12 protein-coding genes and 2 pseudogenes are annotated in these 13,030 nt (G+C 73.5%); 8 read left to right on the top strand and 6 right to left on the bottom strand.

The window, feature by feature from the left end:
• Window positions 1–65: 65 nt before the first annotated feature.
• The 3 genes and pseudogenes from ACZ7JA_RS31030 to ACZ7JA_RS31020 all read left to right on the top strand — a co-directional run bounded on the left by ACZ7JA_RS31030 (window position 66) and on the right by ACZ7JA_RS31020 (window position 2,125).
• Entirely contained in the window at window positions 66–827 is a 762-nt protein-coding gene (locus ACZ7JA_RS31030) for a polysaccharide deacetylase family protein (RefSeq protein ID WP_389298102.1), read from the top strand.
• Window positions 828–967: 140 nt separating this feature from the next.
• Window positions 968–1,063 (top strand): annotated as a pseudogene (locus ACZ7JA_RS31025).
• Window positions 1,064–1,123: 60 nt separating this feature from the next.
• Window positions 1,124–2,125 (top strand): phosphotransferase, encoded by a 1,002-nt coding sequence (locus tag ACZ7JA_RS31020; RefSeq protein WP_470811667.1) that lies wholly within the window; start codon window positions 1,124–1,126, stop codon window positions 2,123–2,125.
• 406 nt (window positions 2,126–2,531) lie between these two features.
• On the opposite strand, the gene ACZ7JA_RS31015 is transcribed toward ACZ7JA_RS31020, so the two are convergent.
• The 3 genes from ACZ7JA_RS31015 to bla all read right to left on the bottom strand — a co-directional run bounded on the left by ACZ7JA_RS31015 (window position 2,532) and on the right by bla (window position 4,746).
• Window positions 2,532–3,422 (bottom strand): SDR family oxidoreductase, encoded by an 891-nt coding sequence (locus tag ACZ7JA_RS31015; protein ID WP_351666305.1) that lies wholly within the window; start codon window positions 3,420–3,422, stop codon window positions 2,532–2,534.
• A gap of 102 nt (window positions 3,423–3,524) precedes the next feature.
• Window positions 3,525–3,701 (bottom strand): hypothetical protein, encoded by a 177-nt coding sequence (locus ACZ7JA_RS31010; protein ID WP_470811665.1) that lies wholly within the window; start codon window positions 3,699–3,701, stop codon window positions 3,525–3,527.
• Window positions 3,702–3,825: 124 nt separating this feature from the next.
• On the bottom strand, window positions 3,826–4,746 hold the full coding sequence (gene bla / locus ACZ7JA_RS31005) for a class A beta-lactamase (protein WP_470811663.1): 921 nt from the start codon (window positions 4,744–4,746) through the stop codon (window positions 3,826–3,828).
• Between the two features lie 142 nt (window positions 4,747–4,888).
• Here bla and ACZ7JA_RS31000 point away from each other — a divergent pair, with 142 nt between their 5' ends.
• Window positions 4,889–5,869 carry a LysR family transcriptional regulator gene (locus ACZ7JA_RS31000; protein WP_404028918.1) on the top strand — a complete coding sequence of 327 codons (981 nt, stop codon included), beginning with the start codon at window positions 4,889–4,891 and terminating at the stop codon, window positions 5,867–5,869.
• Complete coding sequence (locus tag ACZ7JA_RS30995; protein ID WP_470811660.1) at window positions 5,866–6,801, top strand: serine hydrolase; 936 nt, start codon at window positions 5,866–5,868, stop codon at window positions 6,799–6,801. Before ACZ7JA_RS31000 ends, ACZ7JA_RS30995 begins: the two co-directional genes overlap by 4 nt.
• Before the next feature lie 89 nt (window positions 6,802–6,890).
• Here the strand turns inward: ACZ7JA_RS30995 and ACZ7JA_RS30990 are convergent, their stop codons facing one another.
• From ACZ7JA_RS30990 to ACZ7JA_RS30980, 3 genes are all read right to left on the bottom strand, one after another.
• A complete protein-coding gene (locus ACZ7JA_RS30990) occupies window positions 6,891–7,493 on the bottom strand; it encodes an Rv1733c family protein (RefSeq protein WP_351666295.1) in 603 nt (200 codons plus the stop codon).
• Between the two features lie 253 nt (window positions 7,494–7,746).
• A complete protein-coding gene (gene katG, locus ACZ7JA_RS30985) occupies window positions 7,747–9,978 on the bottom strand; it encodes a catalase/peroxidase HPI (protein WP_470811658.1) in 2,232 nt (743 codons plus the stop codon).
• A gap of 57 nt (window positions 9,979–10,035) precedes the next feature.
• The gene (locus tag ACZ7JA_RS30980) at window positions 10,036–10,473 is read right to left on the bottom strand and encodes a Fur family transcriptional regulator (RefSeq protein WP_351666291.1); all 438 of its coding nucleotides are present in this window, start codon (window positions 10,471–10,473) and stop codon (window positions 10,036–10,038) included.
• A 290-nt stretch (window positions 10,474–10,763) separates the two neighbouring features.
• On the opposite strand from ACZ7JA_RS30980, the pseudogene ACZ7JA_RS30975 reads away from it, so the two are divergent.
• From ACZ7JA_RS30975 to ACZ7JA_RS30965, 3 genes and pseudogenes are all read left to right on the top strand, one after another.
• Window positions 10,764–10,859 (top strand): annotated as a pseudogene (locus ACZ7JA_RS30975).
• Between the two features lie 242 nt (window positions 10,860–11,101).
• A complete protein-coding gene (locus ACZ7JA_RS30970; RefSeq protein ID WP_470811656.1) occupies window positions 11,102–12,289 on the top strand; it encodes an acyltransferase family protein in 1,188 nt (395 codons plus the stop codon).
• A 122-nt stretch (window positions 12,290–12,411) separates the two neighbouring features.
• The gene (locus ACZ7JA_RS30965) at window positions 12,412–12,891 is read left to right on the top strand and encodes an SRPBCC family protein (protein ID WP_351666287.1); all 480 of its coding nucleotides are present in this window, start codon (window positions 12,412–12,414) and stop codon (window positions 12,889–12,891) included.
• The last annotated feature ends 139 nt before the right edge of the window (window positions 12,892–13,030 follow it).

Here is a 13,030-nt window from a genome sequence, read left to right as displayed (position 1 = left end):
CGGGCCGTTCCCGCCCGTCCTCACAGGTGCACGGAGACACCAACACGGCAGGATCGGGGCGGGACATGGCACGGCACGGCGGGCGGGGATGGTACGGCCGGGTGGTCGCGGCGGCGGTCGGGGTGACGGCGGTGGCCGCCGCGACCTCGGTGTGGACCGCGCAGGCCGGTCCCGCGGGCGGCGACCAGGCCGCGGCCAAGCCCGCCGCCGCGAAGGCGGCCGCCGTGTCCGCCGGCATCGTCCACGCCTCCGACGGCGGCGACCACGCGGTCAACATCACCATCGACGACGGCCCGGACCCGACCTGGACCCCTCAGGTGCTCCAGGTGCTGCGGGAGAACGGCGTGAAGGCGGTCTTCTGCATGGTCGGCCCCCAGGCCGAGGCCCACCCCGATCTCGTCAAGCAGGTGGTGGCGGCCGGACACCGGCTGTGCGACCACTCGGTCTCGCACGACACCGCCATGGACAAGAAGCCGCAGTCCTACCAGTCGGAGCAGATCCTCACCGCCGAACGCCAGATCACCAAGGCGTCCGGCGGTGTGCGCCCCCTGTACTACCGTGCCCCGGGCGGCGCCTTCACCCCCTACAGCCGGCACCTCGCGGCCTCCCACGGCATGCGGCCGCTCGGCTGGAACGTCGACTCCAAGGACTTCGAGCGGCCCGGCACCGAGGCCATCGTCGCCACCGTGCAGCAGGAAGTGCCCAATGGCCCCACCCTGCTCTTCCACGACGCCGGCGGTGACCGCTCGCAGACGGTTGCCGCCCTGCGGACCGTGCTGCCCTGGCTGAAGCAGCAGGGCTACTCCTTCGGTTTCCCGGTGCGCTGAACGGGACGGCGGGCGGCCACGGGATTCCCGGGCGGCGCGGCGCGGGGCCGGTCCGGGTGTCAGCGGAGGGTCAGGGCGCGGTCAGCGGGGCCTGGCAACGTAGTGGTCGTGAACGGCGCGGGAGACCGGGCCGGGAACAGGGAGAGGTGCCCGGAGTGGTTGATCGGGGACCAAGAGCACGTCTCGAGGTCGGGCCCCGCCAGGGGTCCACGCAGGTTCGAATCCTGCCCTCTCCGCCGCCGGCCGAACCGGAAAACCGCTGGCCGGCCGCGATGCGCCCGTGCTGGGATGACCTGATGCGAGATGTTGCGTCAGCGACCGTGGACCGAGGCGCGTACCCGGACGCGCCGACCCCCTGGGAGCAGGAGGACTGGCGGTCCGCGGCCCTCGGCTGGCTGGAGGACGGGCTCGCCGCCCACGGGCTGCGGATGTCCGGCGGTCTGCGGGTACGGCTGCGGCCGTGGTCCGTGCTGGTACGGGTCCCCGTGGCGGGCCGGGAGACGGTCTGGTTCAAGGCGAATCCGCCGGCCAGCGGTTTCGAGGGCGCCCTCACCGCGGCGCTCGCCCACTGGGTTCCGGGTGACGTCCTGGCGCCGCTGGCGATCGACGCCGGCCGGGGCTGGTCGCTGCTGCCCGACGGCGGCGCGCTGTTCCGGGACGTGCTCGAGCGGGAGCCCGTCGGGCCGGAGGCCTGGGAGGACCTGCTGCGCCAGTACGCGAGCATGCAGCACACGCTGGTCCCGCACGCGGGGGAACTCGGACGGCTGGGCGTGCCGAGTGCCCGCACCGGTGAAATGCCGTACCTCTTCGACGAGTTGCTGGCCGGCAGCCCGGCGCTGCGGCCGGACGAACGCACCCGGCTGGCGGAGCTGCGGCCCCGGCTGGCGGACTGGTGCGCCGAGCTTGCGGCCCTGGGGGTGCCCGACTCGCTCGACCATGTCGACCTGCACGACGGTCAGTTGTTCAACCCGGAGCCGGGCCGGTTCACCTTCTTCGACTGGGGCGACTCGGCCGTCTCCCACCCGTTCTGCAGCCTGCGGGTCCCGGCCCGCAAGGCCTGCGAACGGTACGGGCCCGGCGTCCTGCCGCGGCTGCGCGACGCCTACCTGGAGCCGTGGACGGGAGACGGCCGCACGACGGAGGAACTCCGGCGCGCGGTCCGTCTCTCCTGGCGGCTCAGCGCCCTGGGGCGGGCCCGGGCCTGGGGCGGTCTGTTCCCGTCCGCGGCCGAGGCCTCTCCCCTGACGGCCCAGAGCGCCCGCTCGCTGCTGGAACTCGCCGAGGAGCCCCCGCTCTAGGTCCTGTCGTCAGATTCCCGTCGTCCGCCCGGAGGGCGGGCCCTGCGGCGTCAGGTGCGTGCTCTCGGCGTGCCGGGCCCTGGCCCTCGTACTGGATGTACCCGGGTCTGGGCCCGGTGCGGCGAGAGTACGTGCATGGCGTCGCAGGGCAGACGGGAATTTGACGACAGGGCCTAGGTCGTGTCCGCGAAGTCGCGCCGTTCGCCCGCAGGGCGGGCGTCGCGGCGTCCGGTGCGTGCTCTGGGGGTCCCCCCGGCCGAAGGCTGGGGGAGTGCCGGCCGGATGCCCTCGTACTGGGTGTACTCGGGCTTTCGGCCGGTGCGGCGAGAGTGCGTGCCGGGCGTCGTGACGCAGACGCGACTTTGCGGACACGGCCTAGCCGGGGACGCCGGGCCCCGTGCCCGGGTCAGGGCAGCGGGGTGCCGCCGGTCGCGTTGAGGATCTCGGCCGTGACGAAGCTCGCCTGGTCGGAGGCGAGATAGACGTACGCCGGAGCGAGTTCCGCGGGCTGGGCCGGGCGGCCGAGCGGGCTCTGCTTGCCGAACTCGGCCGTGTCGGGCAGCGTCGCCGGGATCAGCGGCGTCCACACGGGGCCGGGCGCGACCGCGTTGACCCGGATGCCGCGCTCGGCGACCATCTGGGCCAGCCCCTGGGTGAAGGTGACGATCGCGCCCTTGGTCATGGCGTAGTCGAGCAGGTGCGGGCTGGGCTTGTACGCCTGCACGGAGGTGGTGTTGATGACGCTGCCCCCGGCCGGGATGTGCGGCAGTGCGAACTTGGTGAGCCAGAACATGCCGTACAGGTTCGTGCGCAGTACCCGGTCGAACTGCTCGGTGCTGATCGCCTCGATCCCGTCCGGCTGGGACATCTGGTAGGCGGCGTTGTTCACCAGGACGTCGATGCGCCCGAACTCGTCGACCGCCCGCCCGATCAGCGCGCGGCACTCGCTCTCGTCCCGGATGTCGCAGGGCACGGCGACCGCCTTGCGGCCCGCGTCCTCGACCAGCCGGGCGGTCTCGCGTGCGTCGTCCTCCTCGTCGGCGAGGTGGGTGAACAGCACGTCGGCGCCCTCACGGGCGTAGGCCAGTGCGACCGCCCGGCCGATTCCGGAGTCACCGCCCGTGATCACGGTCTTGAGGCCGCTCAGACGCCCGGCGCCCCGGTAGGACTCCTCACCGTGGTCGGGCGGCGGATCCATCGGCCCGGTCCAGCCGGGGTGCGGCTGGTCCTGGGAGGGGAAGTCCGGCCGGGGGTGCCGGGTGGTCGGGTCGGGCTGCGGACTCTGCTTGTCCGTCACGGCGGCCTCCGTCGTCTCGTGCGGGCGGATCAGCCGACCGGGTTCCCCGATCATGCCGGCCGAAAGCCCCGGGCCTGCACGGATCGCGGCCGGACCGGCGGCTCAGCCCTGGCCGGCCCGCCGGTCCGGGGTGCGCAGCAGTTCCCTGCGGGCGTTGTTGCAGATCCGCAGCAGGTGCTTGGACACCGCGCAGGGCACGGTGTCCGCGTGGCACTGGCGGCAGGTCCGCATGTGCTGCTCGTACGTGAGACGCGCGTTCTCGAAGGCTTCAGAGGACATGGACTTCTCCGGGCGGAGCACGTCCGCCGGACGTGCAAACTGACTGACTGGTACAACCGGGAGAAGATCATCACGTTACTGGCGGTAGTGGAAAATCGCGGCCGGCGGGCCGGAAGGGGCCGCCCTACTCGCCGGGGGCCAGGGCGTCGGCCAGGACGGCGGCCGCCTCGCGGATCAGCCCGCTGTCGACGGGCGCGTCCCTGGTGTCCTTCGTGGACAGCACGGTGAGCACCAGGGGCGTCCCCCGGGTGGTCCAGGCGACGCCGATGTCGTTGGCGGTCGCGTACTCGCCGGTGCCCGTCTTGTCCGCGAGGACCCAGCCCCGCGGCAGTCCGGCGCCGAACCGCTCGCCGCTGGTGGTGTTGCCCTTCAGCCAGGTGAGGAGCCGCTCGCGGTCGGCGCGGGCCAGCGCCCGCCCGAGGGTCAGCCGCTGGAAGCTGCCGCCGAGGGCTTCCGGCGTGGTGGTGTCACGCGGGTCGCCGGGGACGGCGGTGTTGAGGTCGGTCTCCCAGCGGTCGAGCCGGCTCACCCGGTCCCCGAGCGACCGGAAGAACCGGGTGAGCCCCTGCGGGCCGCCGATCTGACGCAGCAGCAGGTTCCCCGCCGTGTTGTCGCTGTACCGGATCGCGGCGGCGCACAGCTCGTCCACGGTCATCCCCGTGTCCAGACGCGCCTTCGCATGGTCGGAGTTGGCGAGGATGTCGTTCGGCGGATAGTGGACGACCTTGTCGAGCGGTGCGCAGTCGGCGTGGTCGCGCAGCACGGCGGCGGCGGCGAACGCCTTGAACGTCGAGCACATCGCGAACGGCTCCGCGGCCCGGTACCCCACGGTGCGGCCGGTGCGCGCGTTCCGGGCGTGCACACCGAGCCGCGCGCCGTACCGCCGCTCCAGCTCGGCGAACCGGTCGCGGAGGTGTGCTGATCGGGCGTTCGGGGCCGCCGAGGCGGGGGCGGACGTCAGAGCTGGGGCCACCGCTGCGGCGGCGGTGAGGGCGATGCCCGCCTTGAACAGGCGGCGGCGCGGCGTCGGAACGGCACTCGTCATTGTGCGGAGTTCTCCCGAGTTCGTCGGTGATGGGGCGTCGGCTCGGTGGATCTTCGTCGACCGGGACAGCGAAACAGCGGGACACCGCTCATGTCCAAGAGTGAACTTTGAAGGTCCCATACCGAATTGATATGACTGCTGGATGGATCTCCTCGCGCATCTCGAGGCGTTTGTCGCCACCGTGGACGAGACGAGCTTCTCGCGCGCGGCCGACCGGCTCGGCATCGCCCAGCCGCTCCTCAGCCGCCGCATCAAGACGCTGGAGGCCCACTTCGGCGGCCTGCTGTTCGACCGCTCCCGGCGGCAGGTCGCGACGACGGAGCTGGGCATGCTGCTGCTCCCCTACGCGCAGGACGTCCTGGACCGGACCCAGCGGCTCGAACAGGTCGCCCGGTCCGCCCGGCGGACCCAGGCACGGGCCGTGGGGGTGCCCGCCGACCGGGCGCCGGCGGCCCTGGCACGGATCATCCGCGCCGGGGCGGACCGCGGCTTCACGCTCGCGGTGCGCGAACTGCCGCCCCACGAGCGGGCGGCCCGGCTGGCGGACGGCTCGCTCGCGTACGCGCTGCTGCGCGTCCCGCCCGAGCACGCCGCCCACCGGGTGCCGCTCGGCCTGGCCGGCGCGCCGCCCCTCGGGGCGGAGCGGCCGGCGCACGCGGTGGGCCGGGGGCGCCCGGTGCACCTGGAGGATCTGCGACCGCGCCGCCGCGCCGTCACCCGGGAGCGGACCGACCCCCTGCCGATCCTGACCCTGACGGAGGACGAGGTGCCCGACGCGTGGGACCGGCTGGTCCGCGCGGCGGCCCGCTCAGGGCTGCCCGAGCGGCTGGTGCGGCCGGCCGGCCCTGCGGCCACCGCGCTCGCCGAGACGCTGGCCGGCCGGGCGACGCTGCTGTGCGACGAGCCCTTCGCGCGGCGGCACGGCGCCGACTGGGCGCCGCTGGCCGACACCTCGCTGCACCGGGGGTACGACGTGCGGGGCACCCCGCGTCAGCGGGGCGGCTCCGTGCCGGAGTGGCTGGCCGCGGTGCTGGCCGCCGCGGCCGGCGCCGGGACCGCCGTACGCGCCGCCGGGCGGCCGGAGGCCGCGGACGCTCCGGCGCGGCTGGCGGCACGCGGATGACCGGGGACACGGCGCACCGGCCGGCGCAGTTCCTCGGCGACGGCCCCCTCCTGGACGTCGCCGAGGAGATCGCCCGGGACTGGGCGGCACTCGGCGTGCGCGGCGCGTTCCTTGCCCGCGACATCGACTCCGGCGAGCAGCTCGGCTTCGACACCGAGGAGCCGTTCCCCCTGGCGTCCGTGGTGAAGGTGCCGTTCGCGCTGGTCGTGCTGGACCTGATCGCGGTCGGCGACCTGGACCCGGCCCTTGCGGTGACGGTCGACCCGGCCGCCGGCAGCGTCGGCCCCACCGGCATCGCGGCGTTCCGCCACCCGGTCACGGTGGCCGTAGGCGACCTGCTCCTGCTCATGCTCTCGGTGAGTGACAACGCGGCCGCGGACGCGCTGTTCGACCTGGTGCCGGTCGCCGACGCCGACGCCCGGCTGCGGGCCTGGGGCTGCGCCGGCATCCGGATACGGCACCGCATGAACCACATGTACGAGTGCGCCGCCGGCGCCGCGGGCAACGACTTCTCCCTCGCCCTGGAACTCGCCGTCCGCGACGAGCGGGCGGGACGGCACACCATCGAGACGCTCGACCCCGCGCACGCCAACCTCGGCACCGCCTCGGCGCTCGCCGGCCTGCTGGGGCGGGTGTGGCGCGACGAGGTGGCGCACCCCAGCGCCACGGCCGAGCTGCGGCGGCTGATGGGCCATCAGGTGTTCACGCAGCGGCTGGCGAGCGAACTGCGCGCCGACAGTCTGCGGCTGAGCGGGAAGACGGGCACGTTCCTGCATCTGCGGCACGAGATCGGCGTGATCGAGGCCGACTCGGGTGCCCGGGTGGCCGTCGCCGCGCTCACCCGGGCGGACCGGCGGGCGGCGCAGGCGCCGGACATCGACCTGGCGATCGGAATCGGCGCCCGTCAGGCGTTCGAGGCGCTGCGCGGGTGAGGCCGCCCGGGACGCGGCACCGAGGGATGGCGTCGGATGCGGTGATCGCCGGGGGGGGTGCGCAGGGCGCGACGGCTGCGGTGGGGGTCTCAGCCCCGGCCGCCGCTGAAGTTGCGCCACTCCGGGCCGACGCGCTTCCACTCCTCGTCCCATTCGGCCAGCCTGCGCCGCACCAGCGCGTTGCGGACCAGCCAGCCGCCGGCCCACACCGTCGTGCCGGTGACCTGGGCGACCAGGGCGCCGGTGAGGAGCGTCTGCAGCATGGCCTCGGCCGCCGAGGCGGGCGCGGGCACCGCCCGGCCCGTGCGGTCCGTCCACACCGTGACCTGGGTTCCGGCGGCAGCGCCCGGCAGGACCTTCGTCCGGTCCATGTGCACCTTGCCGTCCGGGCCGGTCCAGCGGGCCGTGGCCCAGACCCGGCCGTCGTCGTAGCCGCTGCCGGCGGCCGGGGTCTTCATCGCGCCGTCGGTGAGGACCGCGGAGACGGCGTGCACCTCGGCCCGCCGCGCGGTCAGCGTCGAGTCCACGGAGTGCGCGGCCGCCCAGCCCCCGAGGACGGCGCCGAGCACGGCGAGGATCCAGGTGGCGAGCACCACCCAGCCCTCGACGATGTCGCTGTGCCGGCGCAGTGGGTTGCGCCGCCAGCGCCACAGCCGGTCGCGGGTCACCGTCGTGGGAGGTGTCCGAGTCATCGGCCGCCGCCTCCTCTCGCCTGCCGGCGGCCGCGCGCCGGGACGCGCGGGCCCGCTCGGCGTCCGGAGGATCCGGATCGGGATCCGGATCGCCACCTCACCATCGTGCACCCCGACCGCCGCGACCGCAGTACCGGCGACGGTCTTCGTCGCCGGACCCTTCGCGCCCGTGCCGGCGCGGGCCCGCGCCGGCACGGGCGAGGGCGCCCGGTCCGGCCCGTGCGGGCCGGGCCGGACGCCCTCGGCGGGTCGGTCAGGCCAGGTCGAACCGGTCGAGGTTCATGACCTTGTCCCAGGCGGCGACGAAGTCCTTCACGAACTTCTCCTTCGCGTCGTCGCCCGCGTAGACCTCGGCGAGCGCGCGCAGCTCGGAGTTCGAGCCGAAGACCAGGTCGGCGCGGCTGCCGGCCCACTTCACCTCGCCCGTGGCGGCGTCCCGGCCCTCGAACGTGGTCTGGTCCTCGGTGGTCGCGGACCAGGTCGTGCCCAGGTCGAGCAGGTTGACGAAGAAGTCGTTCGTCAGCGAGCCGGGCGTCTTGGTGAAGATGCCGAGCTGGGAACCCTCGGCGCCCACGCCCAGCACGCGCAGGCCGCCGACCAGGACGGTCGTCTCGGGGGCGCTCAGCGTCAGCAGGTTGGCCCGGTCCAGCAGCAGGAACTCGGCGGGCAGGCGGTTGCCCTTGCCGAGGTAGTTGCGGAAGCCGTCCGCGGTCGGCTCCAGGGCCTCGAAGGACTCGGCGTCGGTGTGCTCCTCGCCGGCGTCGACCCGGCCGGGCGTGAAGGGCACCTCGACCTGGAAGCCTCCCTCCTTCGCGGCCTTCTCCACGGCCGCGACACCGCCGAGGACGATGAGGTCGGCGAGGGAGACCCGCTTGGCGCCGGAGGAGGCGTTGAACTCCTGCTGGACGCTCTCCAGCGTGCGCAGCACCAGGGCGAGCTGGTCGGGCTGGTTGACCTCCCAGCCGCGCTGCGGCTCGAGGCGGATGCGGGCGCCGTTGGCGCCGCCGCGCTTGTCGCTGCCGCGGAAGGTGGAGGCGGACGCCCAGGCGGTGGTGACGAGCTGGGAGACGGTCAGGCCCGAGTCGAGCAGCTTGGTCTTGAGGGCCGCGATGTCGGCGTCGTCGATCAGCTCGCCCTCGCGCTCAGGCAGCGGGTCCTGCCAGAGCAGGGTCTCCTCCGGAACCTCCGGGCCGAGGTACAGCGACTTCGGGCCCATGTCGCGGTGGGTCAGCTTGTACCAGGCGCGGGCGAAGGCGTCCGCGAACTCCTGCGGGTTCTCGTGGAAGCGGCGGGAGATCGGCTCGTAGATCGGGTCGAAGCGCAGCGCCAGGTCGGTGGTGAGCATCGACGGGGCGATCCTCTTCGAGGAGTCGTGGGCGTGCGGGACGGTGCCCTCGCCCGCGCCGTCCTTCGGCTTCCACTGCTTGGCGCCGGCCGGCGACTCGGTCAGCTCCCACTCGTAGCCGAAGAGGTTGTCGAAGAAGCCGTTGCTCCACCGGGTGGGCGTGGAGGTCCAGGTGACCTCGAGGCCGGAGGTGATGGCGTCGGCGCCCTTGCCGGTGCCGTAGCTGCTCCGCCAGCCCAGGCCCTGCTCCTCGAAGCCGGCCGCCTCCGGGTCGGGGCCGACGTGGTCGGCGGGGCCGGCGCCGTGGGTCTTGCCGAAGGTGTGGCCGCCGGCGATCAGGGCGACGGTCTCCTCGTCGTTCATGGCCATGCGGCGGAACGTCTCACGGATGTCGCGGGCCGCGGCGATCGGGTCCGGGTTGCCGTTGGGGCCCTCCGGGTTGACGTAGATCAGGCCCATCTGGACGGCGCCGAGCGGGTTCTCCAGCTCGCGGTCGCCGCTGTAGCGCTTGTCGTCCAGCCAAGTGGTCTCGGGACCCCAGTAGACGTCCTCCTCCGGCTCCCACACGTCCTCGCGGCCGCCGGCGAAGCCGAAGGTCTCGAAGCCCATGGACTCCAGGGCGACGTTGCCGGCGAGCACCAGCAGGTCGGCCCAGGACAGGCTCTGGCCGTACTTCTTCTTGACCGGCCACAGCAGCCGGCGGGCCTTGTCCAGGTTGGCGTTGTCGGGCCAGCTGTTCAGCGGGGCGAAGCGCTGCTGGCCGGCGCCGGCGCCGCCGCGGCCGTCGCTGATGCGGTAGGTGCCCGCGCTGTGCCAGGCCATCCGGATGATGAAGGGGCCGTAGTTCCCGAAGTCGGCCGGCCACCAGTCCTGGGAGGTGGTGAGCACCTCGGCGATGTCCTGCTTCACGGCCGGCAGGTCCAGGGACTTGAACGCCTCGGCGTAGTCGAACTCCGCGCCCAGCGGGTTGGCGACGGCCGGGTTCTTGGCAAGGATCTTCAGGTTGAGCCGCTCCGGCCACCACTGACGGTTGCCGCCACCCTGGGTCGGGTGCAGGGCCCGCCCGTGCGCGACGGGGCAGCCGCCGCTCGGCTCCTCCGACTTCGCGTCTGTGACGATCGCGTCGTGGTTCTCAGTCATGGCAATCCTTCCGAACGGAACGGAACTCTGTGCTCAGGAACTCAGGAACTCGAAAACTCAGGAGATACGGCCGGTGGAGCAGTCGGGGCAGGTGCCCCAGTAGACGACCTCGGCCTCGTCGATCGAGAAGCCGCGGTCGTCGGACGCGGTGAGGCAGGGCGCCTCGCCGGCCGCGCAGTCGACGTCGGCGAGGGCACCGCACGACCGGCACACGATGTGGTGGTGGTTGTCGCCGACGCGTCCTTCGAACCGGGCGGGGCTGCCGGCCGGCTCGATCCGCCGTACGAGGCCCGCCGCCGTCATCGCGTGCAGTGCCTCGTAGACGGCTTGCAGGGAGATGTGGCCCACACGGTCGCGGACCCCGGACGCGATCGCCTCGACGCCGAGGTGGTCACCGTCCCGGACTGTCTCCAGGAGCGCGACCCGGGCCGCCGTCACGCGCAGGCCGGCACCGCGCAGTTCCTCGGCGGTGGTCGGAGCACCGGATGCGGTCATGGGCCGAACCTACCCCTGTAAACACGAAGGGTTCAAGAAAACGAACGATGCAATTCTGGCTACTCGGCGACGCCCGGTGTTCGCCTGCGCGTGGTTTCGCCCGGCATCGCCCGGGACGTCGTGTGAACGCATCTTGTGGCCGCTCGGCCCGCCGGGCGGCGCGCCGAGCCGACGGGTCCTCCGAACGGGTGAGCGCGGGTCGGCCGGCGTCAGCGGAGGGTCAGGGCGCGGTCAGCGGGGCCTGGCAACGTAGTGGTCGTGAACGGCGCGGGAGACCGGGCCGGGAACAGGGAGAGGTGCCCGGAGTGGTTGATCGGGGACCAAGAGCACGTCTCGAGGTCGGGCCCCGCCAGGGGTCCACGCAGGTTCGAATCCTGCCCTCTCCGCCGCTGTGCGCGCGACCGGCCTTCGTCCGGCGGAACGAGCGCCGCACCCCGCTTCGACGGTGGACCACACGGATCACGGGCCTGTCACTCGTAGGGATGCCCGGCGGCGGCCGTCCGTGGCATACGGCGGACCCGTTCGTTCGGCAGCAGTGTGATGTTCGCGACGTGGTGTGAATGCGGAGGGGCGACCGGGCAAGGGTCCCCTTTATGCCCCACGCGACCCCTCTGCGGCAGGTGATGTGATGACCACGGCGACGACCCGGTCCACCCGGACGCCGCCCGCACGGACCGGTGGGACCGGAGCCGGCTCCGCCCCGCCGGCCGCCCGGCCCGCCCTGCCGTCCCTGACCGGGCTGCGCTGGGTCGCGGCACTGCTGGTCTTCGGGCTGCACGTGAACAACTTCGGCTACTTCGGCGGCGAGCCCGGCCGTATCGTCCTGTGGGGCTTCGGGGCGGGCGCCACGGGTGTGTCGTTCTTCTTCGTGCTGTCCGGATTCGTGCTGACGTGGTCCGCGCGGCCCCACGACCGCGCACCGGCCTTCTGGCGGCGGCGGATCGCCCGCGTCTACCCGGTGCACGTGGTCACCCTGGGCATCGCCCTGCTCATGGCGTACACGCTGCCGCGCCAGCCGAGACCGTCCTCCGGGCAGGCGCTGTCCAACCTGCTGCTGGTGCACTCGTGGTGGCGCCCCTGGTGGCAGACGCTGAACCCGGTGAGCTGGTCGCTGGCCTGCGAGGCGTTCTTCTACGCCGCGTTCCCGCTGCTGTTCCTGCTGCTGCGCCGGCTGGGCGCCCGGGGCGCGGCGGTGCTGGGCGTGCTGTCGGTGGTGGCGGTGCTGGTGCTGGCCCGGGCGGACGCCCACCACTGGACCGAGCAGGCCCTGTACTCGATGCCCGCCGCCCGGCTGCCGGAGTTCGTGCTCGGCGCCGTCACGGCCCGGCTGGTACTGCTCGGCCGGTGGCGCGGGCCCGGCCTCGAGGCCGCCCTGGCGCTGGCGGTCATCGGCTACTTCCTGGTGCCCCAGGTCACGCCCGGCTACTCGGCCACCGTCTGCACCATCGCCGGGTTCGCCCTGCTCATCCCGGCCGCGGCCGTCGCGGACCTGCGCGGCCTGCCCTCCCTGTGGCGGCGCCGGCGGCTGGTGCGGCTCGGGGAGCTGTCGTTCGCCTTCTACATGGTCCACCTGCTGGTCCTGCGCGCGGGCACCCAACTGCTCGGTACGAAGCCGCACTTCGGCCTGCTGGCGGGCCTGGCGGTGACGGCGGTCGCCTTCGCCGTGTCGCTCGCGCTGTCCTGGGTGCTGTACGAGGCGGTGGAGCGGCCCGCCAGACGCCTGCTGCTGCGCCGGCGGCGCGCCGGCCGCGAGTCGCGGGAGCCGCGCGAACCGGTCGCCGGAGGCCGGGAGGCGCCGGCGCCGGCCCGGGACTGACGGGCGCCGCCCGCGTCCGCGCCCGGCCCTCGTGTCACCCGATCGCGGGATCGTGTGCATGACTTGGCGGCAAACAGGAACCCGCTCCTCGTACAGCCGACGAGAACGAGAGGTGTTCCTGTATGTCGCAGGTCGAGGAATCCGTGCGGGTCGGCGTCCCGGTGCGCACCGCCTACAACCAGTGGACCCAGTTCGAGACGTTCCCCGAGTTCATGGAGGGGGTGGAGCGCATCGAGCAGCGCACCGACTCCCTCACCCACTGGGTGACCAACGTCGGCGGGGTGCGCCGGGAGTTCGACGCCGCGATCACGGAGCAGCGGCCGGACGAGCGGGTCGCCTGGACCACCGTCGACGGCGAGGCCAAGCAGGCCGGCGTCGTCACCTTCCACCGCATCGACGACTCCACCACGAAGGTCATGCTGCAGCTGGAGTTCGAACCCGAGGGACTCGCCGAGACGGTCGGCGACAAGCTCGGCGTGGTCAAGCGGCGGGTCTCCGGTGATCTCCACCGGTTCAAGGACTTCATCGAGCAGCGCGGCGGCCGGGAGACCGGGGCGTGGCGCGGCGAGATGGGCGGTCCGGGCGGCGGCGGGGCGATCTGATCCGTCCCACGCGCGAGTGATCTGTCTAACACTGCGGAGAGGTCTTCCTGATCCGGGGTAGACGGCCTCCGACACCGGCCCGGCGGCTTCGGCCGCCGGGCCTTCCGGGGTTCGGCCGCTCGTCGGCGCGGACCCTGTT

It is taken from the genome of Streptomyces sp. NPDC038135, assembly GCF_055601245.1.
Note: the sequence above shows the minus strand (reverse complement) of the source record. Positions and strands in the feature narration are given on the sequence as shown.